Origin of the sequence: Bacillus sp. FSL R5-0593 (genome assembly GCF_038603755.1) — a bacterium.
Taxonomy (GTDB): domain Bacteria; phylum Bacillota; class Bacilli; order Bacillales; family Bacillaceae; genus Bacillus; species Bacillus velezensis.
The window spans coordinates 1,437,458-1,454,241 of sequence record NZ_CP152011.1 but is presented as its reverse complement, the minus strand read 5'-3'; the positions used below and the strand labels follow the sequence as shown (position 1 = coordinate 1,454,241).

The window sequence follows — 16,784 nt, the reverse complement described above, 5'->3', positions numbered from 1 at the left end:
TTTTTCTATTCAATCACGTACGTATCCACTTTTTTAATGAGCTCGCTGATTTCAGGCTTGCTGATCTGTTCATCCGCTCCGACTACTTCGCCCCGGTGGCGCAGGTCGTCCGTAATCAGGGACGAGAAAATCATAATCGGCACATCAGAGCTTTGCGGGTTATCCTTAAGGAGCTTCGTCAAACGATGCCCGTCCATTTTCGGCATCTCAATGTCACTGATAATCATGTCAATATGGTCTGACAGGTTTGCTCCGTTATCCGTCAGTTCCACGACGTAATCATACGCTTCTTTTCCGTTTTCAAACGTAACGATTTCACTGTACCCCGCCTCAGTCAGCTCATCCGTCAAAAGACGCATCAGAAGCGGAGAATCTTCAACGATGATCAGTTTTTTACCCGCCCGTCTTTCATCAAATCCTTCCTGATGGACATGATAAGTCTCAACTCCGGATGCCGATTCAATATCATAAATGATCTTTTCATAATCAGGCAGAAAGATCATCGTCTCTTCCAGTTTGATGATTCCCGTTAAATGCCGCTCCATCCCCTGGTTCAAGGAAGTCGGCTTTTCAATCGCCTCCCAGGACACCCTGTGGATTTGTGAAACGGAACCGACGTGAAAGACGATTTTCCGCTTGTTGAATTCCGTTACGATATATTTATCGTCTTTTGCTCCTTCGGCATCAACGCCGAAAAAGGTATACAGACTGATGACGGGAAGAATTTCGCCTCTCAGCTTAATCATCCCTTCTACGTCTTTATGAGACTGAGGCACAGATGTGACAACTACCGGCTGAATGATTTCCCGGACTTTCATCACATTTATGCCAAATGTATTGACGCCTACTTCAAATTTGACGATTTCTAATTCGTTTGTGCCTGAATCCAATAAAATATCGTATTGTTGTAAAGACAATTCAATCCCTCGCTATCCGCATTCAGTATTGTACTGTATATATCGGCTGGAAACGGAAAAAGTGAATGTATTCGGTCCAACTGGCCATGAACTCTTTATAAAAAAATGCTTTTTTCTGATATCCCATTGACTTTTTGACATCGAGTGGTAAAATAGTCAAGGATTTTTCAGGAAGAAGGGTGTAATAAATGGGTACAGTAGTCATATTCGACCAAGATCAAATGACGGTGTTAGAAGATATCAGCAAAACGGCTTACCTGCAAATGAAAAAAGAGGCGAAAGAGCGTCCCGACAAGCCCGCTCCATACATCTTATGGCGGGAAGACGTCAGCTTTGAATACGGGTATTAATGACATTCGCCACATATCACAATAGATAGATCATGATACAATGAAGACAATCATTTCAGCTGGTTGTCTTATTTTTTTCTGAAAGAAGGTATGTTTTCACATATCGGACATATACTCGGGATAGTTCAATAAAAAGATGACAAATGCTCAGCTAGTGGTAAAATAGGAGAAACTCAATATATAGTATAAGGTGATGAATTATGGAACATTTGCTTAATCCGAATGTAAAAGAAATTGAAATTTCAGGAATTCGCAAATTCTCAAATCTTGTAGCTCAGCACGACAATGTCATTTCGCTTACGATCGGTCAGCCGGATTTCTTCACGCCGCACCATGTCAAAGCGGCTGCCAAAAAGGCAATCGACGATAACGCAACGGCATATACTCCGAATGCGGGCGGCCTTGAGCTGAGACAGGCCGTACAGCTTTATATGAAGAAAAAAGCTGATTTGAATTATGAAGCTGAAACTGAAATCATCGTCACAACCGGGGCAAGCCAAGCGATTGACGCGTCTTTGCGGACGATTTTATCTCCGGGCGATGAAGTTATTCTCCCCGGACCGATATATCCGGGCTACGAACCGATCATCCGCATGTCGGGCGCCGTTCCGGTCCATGTGGATACGACGACACACGGATTTAAGCTGACGGCGCGGCTCATTGAAGAATCGCTGACACCAAAAACAAAATGCGTCATTCTTCCTTATCCGTCAAATCCGACCGGAGTGACATTGTCTGAGGAAGAGCTGCAAAACATCGCAGCCGTCCTGAAGGGCAGAAATGTTTTTGTCCTGTCTGATGAGATTTACAGCGAATTAACCTATGACAGACCGCATTATTCGATCGCGTCTTATTTGAGAGACCAGACGATCGTCATCAACGGCCTGTCAAAATCACACAGCATGACGGGCTGGAGAATCGGTTTCATTTTCGCACCGAAAGAAATTGCCAAGCACATCTTAAAAGTTCACCAATACAGTGTGACATGCGCGTCTTCAATCTCTCAGAAAGCGGCTCTTGAAGCGGTGACAAACGGTGTTGATGATGCGCTTATTATGAGAGAACAGTATAAAAAGCGGCTTGACTATGTATATGACCGTCTTGTTTCAATGGGGCTTGACGTCGTAAAGCCGTCAGGCGCATTTTATATCTTCCCTTCCATTAAGTCATTCGGAATGTCATCGTTTGATTTTAGTATGGCTCTTTTAGAGGATGCAGGTGTGGCTCTTGTGCCCGGCAGCTCGTTTTCAAAGTTGGGTGAAGGGTATGTGAGGCTGTCATTCGCATATTCACTGGATACATTGAGAGAAGGCTTGGACCGGCTGGAAGCATTTATTTTAAAAACGAGAGAATCCATGCAGACTATTTAAACAACGGCATAACGCCGTTGTTTTTTATTGTTTCGGGAATGTAATATGAAAGGCCGTGCCTCTATCCGGTTTGCTGTCTACTTGGATAGCTCCCTGGTGGTTTTTAATAAGGTTGAATGTGACCATCAGCCCCAGGCCGGTTCCTTTTTCTTTCGTTGTCAAAAACGGTTCGCCTATTCGTTTCAGCACGTTTTCCGGTATCCCGTCACCCTCGTCTTTCACCGTCACATTAACGGAATACTCATCTTCTGTCATGATGATGTGAACCGTTCCCCCATCCGGCATCGACTCAACGGCATTTTTAATCAGATTGATAAACACCTGTTTCAGCTGATTTTGATCACCGTTAATATACATGCTGTCATTTTCGTAATCCGTTTTGATAAAAATCCCTTTAAGATTTGCCTGCGTCTCTAAAAGAGCGGTCACTTCACTTATAATTTTCTTTAAGTTTACACGCTCTTTCACGGCGTTTTGCTGAGGTTTGGCAAGCATTAAAAGCTCACTTAAAATTAATTCAATTCTGCTCAATTCAGAAAACACAATTTCAAAGTAATGTTCGTTTTCCTCCATCGTCGGCTTCATGAGCTGTAAAAATCCTTTGATCGCCGTCAGCGGATTGCGGATTTCGTGAGCGATTCCCGCCGCCAGCTGCCCTGCAATAGACAGCTTTTCTGATTTCAGCATTAATTCCTCCGTCTGCTTCCGCTCAGAAATGTCACGCAGAATGACCTGCACGGCCGTTTCTCCGAAAAACGTCGTCGGAATGCAGACCATTTCCGTGTAGATCAGCCGGTTTTTAAAGGTAAACCACGACTGCTTAATGATTTCTGACTCGGTCTTTCGGTTGATAATATTTTGGATCCGCTGTTTCACGCCGTCATGATCGCAGGGATGAAGCTGATCATAGACGTTTTTCCCGATTAAATCTTCATAGGTTTCAGCCTCAAACAGCGAAATGCCCGACTCATTCATGAATACCCATTTATCATTGTGAATCACGGCGATCGTATCAATTGAATTCTGAATGAGGAGCTGATAACGCTCTCTGCTTTTTTGCAGAATCGTTTGGAATTTTTTCCGTGAAGAAATATCAATCAGAAGCAGCAATTCCGCCCGCTGATTTTTATATGTCGTCGGTGCCGCCTTTACTTCTAAATGAACGGGCGTGCCGTCGAGCCTTCTCCACGTCTGTTCGATCATTCCGACTTCCATTCCTTTTTGCATCCGCACAATTCGGTTTTTCACAATGTCGTGATACTCTTCTTCAATAAACTCATAAGAGCGCCTGCCGATTACCTCGTCTTTGCTTTCGGCTCCCAGCATGGCAAGCATCGCGTTGTTGGCGTAGGCGATTGTGCCGTTGATGCTGACATATAAAGGATTCGGCAGCATTTCGACAAGACGCTCGAATTCGCCGTTTCCAGCCGCATCTTCCGACTGTTGTTCTGCCTTTTGCTTCTTTTGTTCATACATATAAGGCCGGCGGGGCGTCTTCTCCTCAAGCACCTTGATTTTGAGGATGATTTCCCGATCCGTCCCCTCCATTTGCGGTGTGACAATTTCCACACCCGCTTCAAGCCATACGATGGTATGATCTTTTTTAATAAGACGAAAGGTGCAAGGCATCAAATGATGCTCATTATAGAAGTAACTTTCAACCAAAAATTGATCTTCTTCATGCAGGAACGTTTTGAGAAATGACCCGATCATCTCTTCCTGAGAATAACTGAAGTACGACTTGCAGTTTGCAGAAATATACATAATACGCCCGTTAGACGTCAAAACGGCATGAAGATCGGTTTTCGATTGAAACTGTTTGACATGCTGAGTATCCTGTTCCACAGAATCCCTCCTTTGCATTATACTCGCACTGCAGGCTGGACACGGACTGATATAAAAAGAAATTCCACTAGATTGATTCGCTAAAAAATGAGCATTCTCCTTCTATTCTTATTGTGAACGTCAATTTTCCTGAATGAAAGAAAGGGCGCACGAAATGTTCGGCCGCCCTTTCATTTGTTATTTTTTATTGTATTTCTTTTCAAGTTCTTTGTAAGCGTCAATTGCTCCCTTGGCAATGTTTTTGCTTACATGATCTTTATCATTTCGAACAGACGGAACGACGACGCTGAATGCCACTCTTGGATGTTCTGACGGATAATAGCCAACAAAGGTCAGGTTATACGTGTACTTCCCCCACCAGTTTTTGTTCGTGCCGTAATAGTGCGTCTCCGCGGTTCCCGTTTTTCCGGAAACATCAGCGCCGGAACCTTGGAATGTTGAATAAGCCGTTCCTTGAGGTGAGCTTGTGACCAATTTCATTCCTTTATGAACCTGATCAAAATCGCTCGGACTGTTATTTACTTTGTTCAAAATTTTAATATCTCGCTGTTCAATCGCTTTTCCAATCTTGTTTTTGCTGTCCGGTTCATGAATGCTTGTGACGATCCGCGGCTGGACGCGATACCCGCCGTTTGCGATGGCTGAAATATATTGAGCCATTTGAAGCGGCGTATACGTATCAAACTGTCCGATCGCAAAGTCAAGCAGCAATCCCCCGACCATTTGCGGATTTGACTGCATGCCCGCTGATTCCTGCGGAAGATCAATCCCGGTCTTCACACCCAAACCGAATTGGGCGTAGTAGTTGCGCATTTTCTTAATATCGTCTAATCCGGCCGGCAGCGTGCCGTACGGCCTGTAGGTAATGCCGGCGATATGCATGGCCACATGAAACATATATACGTTTGAACTTCTTTGCAGCGCGGTCAGCTCAGTAATGGCTCCCATTTGTGTCCACGATTGTTTTCTCGTTTTGCCTTTAAATACAAGCGGTGCATCGACAAACGTTTTATAATGCGGGAGGCCGCTTTGGTAACCCGCGAGAACAGTCGCTCCTTTAACAGAAGAGCCCATCTCATATTGGGTCGTAAATGCTCCGATCGCAAAATCCTGTGTTTTATTTGTTTCGAGATCGATGCGTTTCCCCGCCATTGAGAGAATATCCCCGTTGTTCGGATCCATCATGACGGCAAATCCTCTGTCAACCATAAAGTTGCCTGCGGCGCGGCTTCTTCTCAGCTCTTTTTCAATGACTTTTTCGACTTTCGACTGTAATTCCATATCGAGCGAGAGCTGCAGATCGTAGCCTCTGCTGCCTTCATCGACGGGCTTTTGGCTGACGACTTCACCTTTGCTGTTTTCCACATACTCAACTTTTTCTTTATGCGCGTTTAAATAGTCTTCATACTGATATTCAATGTAGCTTTTTCCCACTCGGTCATTCAGTGAATAGCCTCTTGTGACATAGTAATCTTTCCGTTCGCCCAACAATCCCTGTTCCGGTGTCGTCACACCGCCGAACAGAGAGTACAGTGTTTTGTCGTACGGATATTTCCGCGTCCAGTCATTGATTACGTCAATGCCGGGGAGCTCTTTCAGGTGCTCGGATACGACGGAAACTTCTTCATATGTCAGGTCGCTTTTCGGTTTTTGCTTGTTGTTTTCATGCTCGTCAAGCAGTGAACCGCTGTTTCCGTTTCCGTTCAGCTTATTCGGGTCCATTGATTTGACGACTTGCGGCTGATAGGCGTTGCCGCTTGAAAAACGCGTATAAATCGCCGCGATTTCCAGCTCTTTTTTATTTTGTTTGATCGCGTCAATCTCCTGCTTCGGGACGCGTTCAATCTGGCGTTTGTATACTTCTTGGGATTTCAGGCTGTTTTCTGAATCCTTCATAAGCTTTTCCGCCTTCTTTGGATGTGCGGCAAGCCAGTAATCAATGATATTTCGATCCTTCATAAATTCAGTATCAATATGAATCAGTGCGGCGAGATTTTTTGCCGTTTTCAATTTGTCCTTTGCCGAGGTTTTTGAGGTAGAAACGTATACAATTTCAGGCACAGCCTGGTTATCAACCGCCACTCTGTTCCGCTTGTCATACATCTTTCCCCGCGGTGTCGGATAATAGGCGGTTTTTGCATTTGCCTTCTCCGCATCCTGGCGGTGTTTATCCCCTTCGACAATCTGGACGATGCCGAGTTTAAAAATCAGTGCCGTAAAGAGAAGGAAAACAACTAAAAAATAGAGATTCATTCTCAGCGCTCTGTAACGTTTCGTTTTTTTCTTTGGTTCGCGCGCGACTTCAGCCACTTTCTGTTACACCTCTCAAATCATTGAATATATTTACATAAACAGATTTTAATTGTAACATTTTTGTAAAAGTTGTTACAGCGAAAACGGGTAAAAAAAACTGTCAAGATCAAATTATCTTAAAATATATCTAACACTTCAAATAATTTGAAGAGATGTAACGGATTTTAAAAAATAAATACAGATCGTTTTTCCTGATATAAAGCCATTTTTCTGTGCTCAATTACAATTATGACAAACGTTTGTTGTCAAAGGAAATGGCTGCCTGCATTATGACAAAAAAGCTGTGATAAGATTTTTCATGTAGAAAAAAACTTCTCTGGGAGGCTATTAACTATGAAAAAAGCATTTCTCTTATCTGCCGCCGCGGCAGTCAGTTTAATTACATTCGGAGGCATTCAGCAGGCATCTGCCAAAGAGCTGTCATGCCAGCACGTCGTTACCGTGAAAAAAGGAAACACTGTACAGCATCTGACTCTTCAAGAGGCTGTTGAAAAACTACATATGAAAACGAGCGTGAAAAAGCTGAACGTTAAAAATGAGAAAGAACTGAAACAGCAGCTGCAAAAACACGCAAAGCATTCTGATATGACAGTTAAAGACGTTCAAAAAGGAACACCGGCAAAAACGGCACCGGCAGCTGCTGAAAAACCGAAAGCCGATCAAAACCAGCAAAACCAGGCTGCTGACAATGCAAAGCAGACAGATAACACAAACAACAGCAGCGAGAAAACTCCTTCTTCTGTCAGTGCGTACGAAAAGAAAGTCGTTGAATTGACAAACGCAGAGAGACAAAAGCAAGGTTTAAAACCTCTGCAGATTGATGATAAACTAAGCAAATCCGCTCACGCAAAATCACAAGATATGAAAGACAAAAACTATTTCGATCACCAAAGCCCTACTTACGGCTCACCTTTCGATATGATGAAGTCTTTCGGAATCACTTATAAAACCGCCGGTGAAAATATCGCCAAAGGACAGCCGACTCCTGAAGCTGTCGTTAAAGCTTGGATGAACAGTGAAGGCCACAGAAAGAACATCATGAATCCTGAGTTCACTCAAATCGGTGTCGGTTACGTAGAATCAGGAAACATCTGGACACAGCAATTTATCGGAAAATAAATAATAAAAAAGATTGCCCCTGCGGGCAATCTTTTTTATTTCACCCAAAGCTTATAAATACTTTGAGTTCCGCTGTTTTCTTCACCTTGCGCGGAAAGCTTGTCGTATAATGATTTGGCAAGCGCTAATCCGGGCATTTCTTCTCCCATGAGCTCCGCTTCTTCAAGGGCGATTCCCATGTCTTTAATAAAGTGTTTCACGTAGAATCCGGGCGCAAAATCACCTTTCAGCATACGGGGAGCAAGATTTGACAATGACCAGCTTCCGGCAGCTCCGGTTGTAATGCTTTTCAGCACTTGTTCCGGGTTCAGACCGGATTTTTCAGCGTAAGCCATCGCTTCAGCCACTCCGACCATTCCCGCTGCAATCGCGATCTGATTGCACATTTTCGTATGCTGGCCGCTGCCGGCCGGACCTTGATACTGAATGTTTTCCCCCATAACGGAGAAAAGCGGCAGGCATGCTTCAAACGCTTCTTTTTCTCCTCCGGCCATAATGGCAAGCGTTCCGTTCCTCGCGCCGATGTCTCCGCCGGAAACGGGTGCATCCAAGGCAAGAATGGACTTTTCTTTGGCCTGCTCCGCAATCTTTTTCGCCAGAGACGGTTTTGATGTCGTCATATCAATGACAAACGCCCCTTCTTTTGCGTGCCGGAGAATGCCGTTTTCGCCGAGATAGATGTCCTCGACATCACTCGGATAGCCGACCATAGTAATAATAATGTCAGCTTTCTCTGAAAGGTCTTTGACCGTCTCCTGCCAGACCGCTCCCTTATTCAGAATCTCTTCCGCTTTTTGTTTCGTCCGCGTGTAGACTAAAACAGGATAGCCCGCTTCTAAAATGTGCGCTGCCATACTGTTTCCCATGACGCCCAAACCGATAAATCCGACCGTTTTGTTCACTGCGCTTTCCTCCCCTGATGCGATTCATATATCACTCTTTCATGTCTATATTACCATATTATAGGCTGGTAGAGACCGCATTACAAAGTGAATTTAGAAATGGCGCTGATCAGTTCTTCGCTTGAGCTCTTTAACATATCAGTCGATTGCTTCACTTTTTCAAGCGTAACGAGCTGTTCATCAGTAGAAGCATTCACTTCTTCCGCCGCTGCCGCAGATTCTTGAGAAATGGCAGAGATGCTTTGAATCGCTTCTTGAATCGCGGCTTGTTCTTCACTCATTTTTTGAATGTCATTGTAAATATGATCTATACCTTGAACGAGAGACTGCATTTCCGTCGTAATCAGATTGAGGACCTCACCCGTTTCATGAATGGCGCTGTTTTGTTCATCATTCATTCTGCTTGCCTCAATCATCGCGTGTGACGCTTCTTTTGTCTCAGATTGAATCAGACGGACCGTCTCACTGATATGGCCGGAAGAAAGAGCTGATTGTTCAGCAAGCTTGCGGACTTCTTCCGCGACGACGGCAAAGCCCCGGCCGCTTTCTCCCGCTCTTGCGGCTTCAATGCTCGCATTCAGCGCCAAGAGGTTCGTCTGGTCTGAAATTGCGGATATTGCCGTCACGACTTCTTCTATGTTTTTCGTTTGTTCTTCCAGGTCATTCAGCATTGCCTCTACTTTTTTCGTTTCTGAATTGGCTTCGTTTGACTTCATCAGCAGCTGCCCGAGCGCGTCCAATCCTTTGTAGCTGGCATCCTCTGAAGATTTTGAGAGTTGTTTTATGCTGCCTGCGCGATCTGCGATTCCTTTTATTTTGACCGAGAGATTTTCTGATTTTTCATTGATCGTCTCAACCTCTGACGCTTGCTCTGTCGCTCCGGCGGCGACTTCCTCTATCGCTTTTGCGATTTGTCCGCTCGTTTCATTTGTTTCTTGTGAAATGACGGTTAGCTGGTCAGATGTATCAGACACATTTTCTGAGGAGGCCTTAACCTGTTCGACCATCTCTTTCATATTTTCAACCATTTGGTTAAAGTCTTTTGTTAACTCGCCTACTTCATCTTTTGATTTCGTCTGAGCGCGGACGGTTAAATCTCCCGCTGAGACTGAATTTGTTTTGGCAATCAGCTGCTGAATCGGCCCGGTTATCGTTTTTGCGAGGAAATAACTGAGGCCGATCGTAATCACAAGAGCAATCAGTGACATAAAAATGCTCACCGTGTTCATTTTATCGGCTACTCCCATCAGCTGATCTTTTTCAAACTGCGTTCCGACTTTCCACCCTGTTTCTTTTACCGTTTGGTAGACGACCATGTTCCCCTGCAGCTCTTTGATGCCTTCTTTATCCGCAGTGAGGTCTTTTAACGTCTGATCTTCCGAAATATTTTTTCCCTGTTTTTCCGGATGCGCCAGAAGAGAGCCGTTTTCATCCGCCAAAAACGCAAATCCTTTATACGGTACCTTTTGCTCGTTGACCATGCTCTGAATGGAGGACAGCTTCAGATCTAAGCTCACCACTCCGACGACGGTTCCGCTGTTTTGAATGGCTTTTGACGCCGTCACGATCATGTCTCCCGTCACTGCATCTTTGTAAGGGTCAGTCCAGACAACCTTATCGGGTTTTTCGGCCGCCATCTTATACCACGTTCTATTTGTCGGATCATAGTCTTTGGCAAAGTCGGCCTTTGGATATGTAAACATTTGTTTGTTTGCGGTTCCGACATACGCAAGCGCGACATATTTGTCATTCTGTCCGATCTGTTTTAACTCATCATTAAAAAGCCGCGCGGTTTCTTTGTTCCCATCTGATAAAAAAGACCGGGACAATTCACCGCCTGCTAATCTCATTAATACGGTCTCATCATTTTTCAGCTGAAGCTCAATGTTCTGACCGAGTGAATTGGTGACATTCTCTGTCGTACGTTTTGCTTCCTCCGTCATCATCGGCTTTAATGTCAAATATGAAGAAACCGTTAAAAAAACAACCGTTACGATAAGCATTGCCGATACAAACACAGCAATTTTGATGTGCATTTTTTTAAACATAACCATCCCCTCCTGAGAGTTATATCGGTCTTTCGGCCAAGAAAATGAATAAACCTTGAAATAAATATCAAAAATTTCCGTCATTTGGCGCAGCAAAAAAAGAGCCGTCGTACCGACAGCTCCGCCTTACGTAAAATATTCGATTTTCGCTTTCGGGAAATAGGTTTCGATATAAGATTCCAGTGTTTCCCTTAAAGCATGCTCTTCGTCTTTTTGGTATATATACTTGCCGATTCCGTAGCGTCCCCATTTGTATCTGCGCTTTTCTTCATCAAGCTCAAGCTTTGTTTTCGGATAGTTCTTCTCAATCACCCGCTTGGCCGGTTTTGTAAAACGGTGCTGGATCAGTTCAAATGTGATGTCATGCCGAACGTCTTCATCAAGCGCCGCATCAAGTTTCTCAAACAGTTCCTTATAGCCTTCCTCCCAGCCATCGTGAATATAAATCGGCGCCACGATGAAACCGAGCGGATAGCCCGCTTTAGCGACTTTGACGGCGGCTTCTATCCGTTTGTCGAGCGGAGAAGTTCCCGGTTCAAAGTTTTTAATGACATAATCCGCATTGATGCTGAATCTGAACCTAGTCTTTCCGTTATGTTTTGCATCAAGCAAATGATCGACGTGGTGAAATTTAGTCACGAATCTGAGCTGTCCCAATTCGCTTTGTCCGAAATGTTCAATGGCTCTTTTTAATGTATGTGTCAGATGATCGATTCCTACGATATCAGACGTACAAGAGGCTTCAAATCTTGTAAATTCCGGCGCCCGTTCTTTCATATACTCATCAGCCTGATCCAGAATCTCTTCCACATTGACATATGTCCGGATGTAGGGCTTTGACCCCATCGTCGTCTGCAGGTAGCAATAGTGGCAATGCCCCATACAGCCCGTCGCAAATGGAATGGCATATTCGGCGGACGGCTTTGAAGAATCGAATTTCAGTGTTTTCCGGACGCCGATTACCAATGTTGATTTCGCGTTCCGGTATTGCTGCAAATGATTTTTTCCCGGAATATTCCGGACTTGATTATGCGATGTCGTTTCTCTGATCTCAAGCCCCATGTTTTCAAACTTATTCTTCAGCTCTTTTCCTAACGGGTATTCGAGCGCTCTCGGTTCAATATAAACAAGCTGGGGCACAAACGGCTTCAACATAGACAGACACTCCCTTTACATATTCTCATGTTGTTACTTTCCGTTTAAAAGAGAGTGAATATGCGTTGTAAACATTTCCTTTGATCAATGATACCGGTCTTCTTCAAAAAGCTCGCTGTAAAGCGCTTCCGCTTCCTCATATGTCGAAAAGACCGCGTCATCTTCGGCCAGCGGATGATAGGTTTCGTATAAAAACAGAGACAGTTCTCCCTCATGATACGGATGATGGACGATCTCCGCCTCTTTAATATGGGCAACATTGGCCGCATGCGGATTGCGGTAAATCACATAGACCGTATCCCCCGCTGCAAATGATTTTGTCATAATAATCCCTCCTGTTGAAAGTTATTGTTCCCCCCTTTTTTCCGAATATGAAAAAAACCAGACGGCTTACACCGTCTGGCTTTTGTATTACTTATTGAATGTTTCTTTAACGAATGCGACAACCTCTTCTGTCGTGCTCATAGACAAGATTGTTTCTTTGAATGATTCAGCTTCTTTTTTAGAAAGCTTGCTGATCTGCGTTCTTGCCGGAAGGATGGATGTAGCGCTCATCGAGAACTCATCTAAGCCTAAGCCGAGAAGAATCGGAATCGCAATTTCGTCTCCCGCCATTTCTCCGCACATGCCGACCCATTTGCCCTCTTTGTGAGCGGCTTCAATAACAAGGGTGATCAGACGGAGAATCGCCGGATTGTATGGCTGATACAGATAAGCTACGCGCTCGTTCATGCGGTCAGCAGCCATCGTGTATTGGATCAAGTCATTTGTTCCGATACTGAAGAAGTCAACTTCTGCGGCAAACTGATCTGCGATCACGGCTGTAGACGGAATCTCTACCATCATACCGACTTCAATATCGTCAGAAACCGCTACGCCGGCTTCGACGAGTTTTTCTTTTTCTTCGAGAAGAATCGCTTTCGCCTGTTTAAACTCGTTTACTGTCGCAATCATCGGGAACATGATTTTTAAGTTTCCGTATGTACTTGCACGAAGCAGCGCACGAAGCTGAGTTCTGAAGATTTCTTGCTCTTCAAGGCAAAGGCGGATGGCTCTGTAGCCTAAGAACGGGTTCATTTCTTTAGGGAGCTGCAGGTAAGGAAGCTCTTTGTCGCCGCCGATATCCAATGTCCGCACGACAACTGATTTTCCTTCCATACGCTCAAGAACCGTTTTATAAGCGTCAAACTGCTCGTCTTCCGTCGGAAGCTGGTCGCGTCCCATGTAAAGGAATTCCGTACGGTAAAGCCCTACAGCTTCTCCTCCGTTTTCAAGAACGCCTTTTACATCGTCAGGTGTGCCGATATTTGCGGCAAGCTCTACATGATGGCCGTCTTTAGAAACAGTCGGTTCATTGACGAGCTTCGCCCACTCAGCTTTTTGCGCCAGGTAAGCACTGTGCTTTTCTTCATATTTCTTTAACGTTTCACTGGAAGGATCGATGATCACATCACCATCGATGCCGTCTACGATTACCGTAACACCGTTTTCAATTGTCCCTGTAGCCGCTTTTGTGCCGACAACAGCCGGAATTTCAAGCGAACGGGCCATGATCGCGGAGTGTGAAGTGCGTCCGCCGATATCAGTTGTAAAACCTTTTACAAACTGGCGGTTTAATTGCGCCGTATCAGACGGTGTCAAATCTTCAGCCACGATAACAACCTCTTCTGAGATCATGCTCGGGTTCGGAATTTCCACGCCCAGCAGGTGCCCCGTCACACGTTTTGTTACGTCACGGATATCCGCCGCACGCTCTTTCATGTATTCGTTATCCATTGATTCAAACATAGTAACGAACATGGAAGCTGTTTCTTTCAAAGCGAATTCAGCATTGACTGAATCTGTGCTGATTTTCTCCTTTACCGGGTTCAACAGCTCAGGATCACTCAGAACTAAAAGGTGCGCGGAGAAAATGTCAGCTTTGTCTTGTCCCAGTTCTTTTAAAGCATGCTCTTTAATTTTTTCAAGCTCTTCTTTAGAACGTACAATCGCTTCATCAAAACGGCTTACTTCAGCCGCAGCATCAGCAATGTTTTTCTTTTCAACCGTTAAGTCCGGCTCTTCAAGCCGGTATGCTTTCGCAATCGCAATTCCGGCTGAAGCGCCTATTCCTTTTAATTCTTGCATTACTCGCCGAGTCCTTCGCTTTTCATTGTTTCTTCTAAAGCGTTAAGAGCATCGTTTTCGTCAGCGCCTGAAGCGGAAATTGTGATTTCAGCGCCTTTAGCGATACCTAGAGACATAACGCCCATGATTGACTTAAGGTTTACTGTTTTGCCGTTATATTCTAAGTTTACGTCAGCATCGTATTTGCTTGCAGTCTGTACAAGAACTGTCGCAGGACGAGCGTGGATTCCGGAATCTGCTGTTACTTTAAATGTTTTTTGTGCCATGATTATCATTCTCCTTTAAATTAAAGCTATTTTACTACACAATATTATATCATACAGCCGTACTTGTCATCTGACAAGCACGGCGTATTTATATGCTTATTTTCCGATTTTCACAATATCTTTTTGTTCCCGTTTTACGGTACCTTCGGCCGAAAGGGAAATCGCTTCACCCTCGGCAAGATTTGTAAAGACAATCGGTGTCATTAATGAAGGAACATGAGGTTTAACCGCTTCAAGATCAACTTCAAGCAGCTTTTGCCCCGGTTCAACCCGGTCACCCTCAGAAACAAAAGAAGTGAATCCTTCGCCTTTCAGACTGACTGTGTCGATTCCGAAATGAATCAGGATCTCTCTTCCGCCGTCAGACTGAAGGCCGATCGCATGTTTTGTCGGGAAAACATTCAGCACTTTTCCGCGGACAGGCGATACGACGATTCCTTCTTCAGGAAGAATCGCAAAACCGTCACCCATCATTTTTCCTGAGAACACCTGATCAGGCACATCGGTAATCGGATGGATTTCGCCGGTGATCGGAGAAGCGAACACTTCTTCACCCTGCTCGTTTCGGAGCGGATCTGCGATAACCTCTTCAACCTGCTGGCTGACTTCTTCTTGCGCGGATACTTTCGGTTCAGGGCGCGGCGTGCGTCCGGCGATAATATCCTGCATCTGTGTTTTTAAACCGTCAGAACGCGGGCCGAAAATGGCCTGAATGTTGTTTCCGACTTCAAGAACGCCTGAGGCGCCAAGCTGTTTCAGACGGGCCTTATCCACTTTCTTCTGGTCGTTGACCGTAACGCGAAGTCTCGTGATACAAGCGTCAAGGTGCTTAATGTTTTCCTGATCACCCATTGCCTGCAGGATTTCATAAGGAAGGTCGCCGGCTTCGCCTGAGGCGCCCGCACCTTCATCCGCAGCCTCTTCTTCACGGCCCGGCGTTTTCAGATTGAACTTTCTGATCGCAAACCGGAAACCGAAGTAGTAAATGACGGCTAATCCTAAGCCGACCGGAATGACAAGCCACCAAGCCGTCCGGTTAGGCAGAATTCCGAACAGGAAGTAGTCAATCAGACCGCCTGAGAAGGTCATACCGATTTTTACATGCAGCAGCTGCATAACCATAAAGGAAAGCCCCGCGAATACGCAGTGAATCGCAAACAGGATTGGAGCCACAAACAAGAATGAGAATTCAAGCGGCTCGGTAATTCCCGTTAAGAAACTTGTCAGAGCGGCAGAACCCATGATTCCGGCTACAAGTTTTTTCTTTTCAGGCTTCGCTTCATGATAGATTGCAAGCGCTGCCGCCGGAAGACCGAACATCATAAACGGATATTTCCCCGTCATAAATGTTCCCGCCGTCAGCTGTACGCCGTCTTTGATCTGAGCCATGAAAATCCGCTGATCTCCGCGGATGATGTCTCCGGCCGCATCTTTATAGCTGAAAAATTCATACCAGAACGGCGAGTAGAAAATGTGATGAAGACCGAACGGAATCAATGACCGCTCAATCATCCCGAAAATAAAGGCCGCCAAGGTTGGATTCGCTTCCACAAGACCCGTGGAGAAGGAATTCAGACCGTGCTGGATCGGAGGCCAGATCACTAACATAATAAGACCGAGAATTAATGCGGAAATTGATGTGATAATCGGGACGAACCGCTTCCCCGCAAAGAATCCGAGGTACTGCGGAAGTTCAATTTTATAAAACTTGTTAAACAATAACGCGGCCAGAACCCCGACGATAATACCGCCGAACACGCCCGTCGCCAAAGTGGGTATCCCCAGCATGTTAATATAGGCCGGATGGTTTTCCGCAAAAAACTTTGCCCGTTCAATTTTGTCAGACGGAATACTGCCGTTTGCCATAAGCACGGCGCTCATGGATACGTTCATGACCAAGTATCCGATAATAGCCGCGATTCCGGCAACACCGTCTCCGTTGGCAAGACCGATCGCAACCCCTACTGCAAAAAGAAGCGGCAGGTTGTCAAATACGATTTGGCCGGCGCTTTCCATGACATTCGCCACAAGCTGAACGTTATCATTGCTTAAGAAATGCATGACTTGAATCATATCTTTGTTCTGCATGGCATTCCCTAACGCAAGCAAGATCCCCGCAGCCGGTAAAATCGCAACCGGAAGCATAAGAGCACGGCCGATTTTCTGGAGAACGCCGAATAATGCTTTAAACATAAAAGATGTACCTCCTCTGTTAGCTAGTGTGACCTTACAGCGAAAATTCATGACAACGAATTCACTGGCGCAAGTCTTCAGTTTAACCGTTTACATTTGCCCTTTTACACAACAAAAAAGGCATGAGTAAAAAGGGTGTGCAAAATAACGGGACCGTTCTTCCCGTTTTTTACCCTCAA

Annotated in this window: 13 protein-coding genes; 3 read left to right on the top strand and 10 right to left on the bottom strand. The window is 45.1% G+C overall.

The genetic code is table 11. The features are described from left to right. Positions 1-5 precede the first annotated feature (5 nt). Positions 6-917, bottom strand: coding sequence for a chemotaxis protein CheV (gene cheV, locus NYE36_RS07500; RefSeq protein ID WP_015417365.1), 912 nt, complete (start codon positions 915-917; stop codon positions 6-8). Positions 918-1,105: 188 nt separating this feature from the next. Between cheV and NYE36_RS07495 the strand changes: the two genes are divergently transcribed. Then, a complete protein-coding gene (locus tag NYE36_RS07495) occupies positions 1,106-1,267 on the top strand; it encodes a hypothetical protein (RefSeq protein ID WP_007409608.1) in 162 nt (53 codons plus the stop codon). Positions 1,268-1,467: 200 nt separating this feature from the next. Further along, on the top strand, positions 1,468-2,637 hold the full coding sequence (locus tag NYE36_RS07490) for an aminotransferase A (protein WP_015417364.1): 1,170 nt from the start codon (positions 1,468-1,470) through the stop codon (positions 2,635-2,637). Positions 2,638-2,661: 24 nt separating this feature from the next. Here the strand turns inward: NYE36_RS07490 and NYE36_RS07485 are convergent, their stop codons facing one another. Together NYE36_RS07485 and NYE36_RS07480 are read right to left on the bottom strand one after the other, a co-directional pair. Continuing rightward, entirely contained in the window at positions 2,662-4,482 is a 1,821-nt protein-coding gene (locus tag NYE36_RS07485; RefSeq protein ID WP_094032395.1) for a PAS domain-containing protein, read from the bottom strand. Positions 4,483-4,659: 177 nt separating this feature from the next. Beyond that, positions 4,660-6,792, bottom strand: coding sequence for a penicillin-binding protein 2 (locus NYE36_RS07480; protein WP_076424033.1), 2,133 nt, complete (start codon positions 6,790-6,792; stop codon positions 4,660-4,662). Positions 6,793-7,128: 336 nt separating this feature from the next. Here NYE36_RS07480 and NYE36_RS07475 point away from each other — a divergent pair, with 336 nt between their 5' ends. Beyond that, positions 7,129-7,914 carry a CAP domain-containing protein gene (locus NYE36_RS07475; RefSeq protein ID WP_043867048.1) on the top strand — a complete coding sequence of 262 codons (786 nt, stop codon included), beginning with the start codon at positions 7,129-7,131 and terminating at the stop codon, positions 7,912-7,914. 35 nt (positions 7,915-7,949) lie between these two features. Here NYE36_RS07475 and NYE36_RS07470 read toward each other — a convergent pair whose 3' ends face one another. The 7 genes from NYE36_RS07470 to ptsG form a co-directional block, all read right to left on the bottom strand. Continuing rightward, entirely contained in the window at positions 7,950-8,816 is an 867-nt protein-coding gene (locus NYE36_RS07470) for an NAD(P)-dependent oxidoreductase (protein WP_094032394.1), read from the bottom strand. Between the two features lie 80 nt (positions 8,817-8,896). Further along, positions 8,897-10,864 carry a methyl-accepting chemotaxis protein gene (locus NYE36_RS07465; RefSeq protein ID WP_094032393.1) on the bottom strand — a complete coding sequence of 656 codons (1,968 nt, stop codon included), beginning with the start codon at positions 10,862-10,864 and terminating at the stop codon, positions 8,897-8,899. 126 nt (positions 10,865-10,990) lie between these two features. Beyond that, positions 10,991-12,019: a spore photoproduct lyase gene (gene splB / locus NYE36_RS07460; protein WP_007409601.1), complete on the bottom strand. Its 1,029-nt coding sequence runs from the start codon at positions 12,017-12,019 to the stop codon at positions 10,991-10,993. 84 nt (positions 12,020-12,103) lie between these two features. Further along, positions 12,104-12,343, bottom strand: coding sequence for a transcriptional regulator SplA domain-containing protein (locus tag NYE36_RS07455; RefSeq protein ID WP_003154646.1), 240 nt, complete (start codon positions 12,341-12,343; stop codon positions 12,104-12,106). A gap of 87 nt (positions 12,344-12,430) precedes the next feature. Beyond that, positions 12,431-14,146, bottom strand: coding sequence for a phosphoenolpyruvate--protein phosphotransferase (gene ptsP, locus NYE36_RS07450; RefSeq protein ID WP_015417356.1), 1,716 nt, complete (start codon positions 14,144-14,146; stop codon positions 12,431-12,433). Continuing rightward, positions 14,146-14,412, bottom strand: a complete 267-nt coding sequence (locus NYE36_RS07445; protein ID WP_003154654.1) for a phosphocarrier protein HPr — start codon at positions 14,410-14,412, stop codon at positions 14,146-14,148. The genes ptsP and NYE36_RS07445 overlap by 1 nt, the downstream gene beginning before the upstream one ends. A gap of 96 nt (positions 14,413-14,508) precedes the next feature. After that, positions 14,509-16,605, bottom strand: a complete 2,097-nt coding sequence (gene ptsG, locus NYE36_RS07440) for a glucose-specific PTS transporter subunit IIBC (RefSeq protein WP_007409599.1) — start codon at positions 16,603-16,605, stop codon at positions 14,509-14,511. Positions 16,606-16,784 lie beyond the last annotated feature (179 nt).

What these genes read in the sequence shown, in the direction of transcription:
- NYE36_RS07465 (WP_094032393.1), bottom strand. Translation starts at nt 10,864, where the DNA reads ATGTTTAAAAAAATGCACATCAAAATTGCTGTGTTTGTATCGGCAATG.
- ptsP (WP_015417356.1), bottom strand. Translation starts at nt 14,146, where the DNA reads ATGCAAGAATTAAAAGGAATAGGCGCTTCAGCCGGAATTGCGATTGCG.
- ptsG (WP_007409599.1), bottom strand. Translation starts at nt 16,605, where the DNA reads ATGTTTAAAGCATTATTCGGCGTTCTCCAGAAAATCGGCCGTGCTCTT.
- NYE36_RS07475 (WP_043867048.1), top strand. Translation starts at nt 7,129, where the DNA reads ATGAAAAAAGCATTTCTCTTATCTGCCGCCGCGGCAGTCAGTTTAATT.
- splB (WP_007409601.1), bottom strand. Translation starts at nt 12,019, where the DNA reads ATGTTGAAGCCGTTTGTGCCCCAGCTTGTTTATATTGAACCGAGAGCG.
- NYE36_RS07495 (WP_007409608.1), top strand. Translation starts at nt 1,106, where the DNA reads ATGGGTACAGTAGTCATATTCGACCAAGATCAAATGACGGTGTTAGAA.
- NYE36_RS07490 (WP_015417364.1), top strand. Translation starts at nt 1,468, where the DNA reads ATGGAACATTTGCTTAATCCGAATGTAAAAGAAATTGAAATTTCAGGA.
- NYE36_RS07445 (WP_003154654.1), bottom strand. Translation starts at nt 14,412, where the DNA reads ATGGCACAAAAAACATTTAAAGTAACAGCAGATTCCGGAATCCACGCT.
- NYE36_RS07455 (WP_003154646.1), bottom strand. Translation starts at nt 12,343, where the DNA reads ATGACAAAATCATTTGCAGCGGGGGATACGGTCTATGTGATTTACCGC.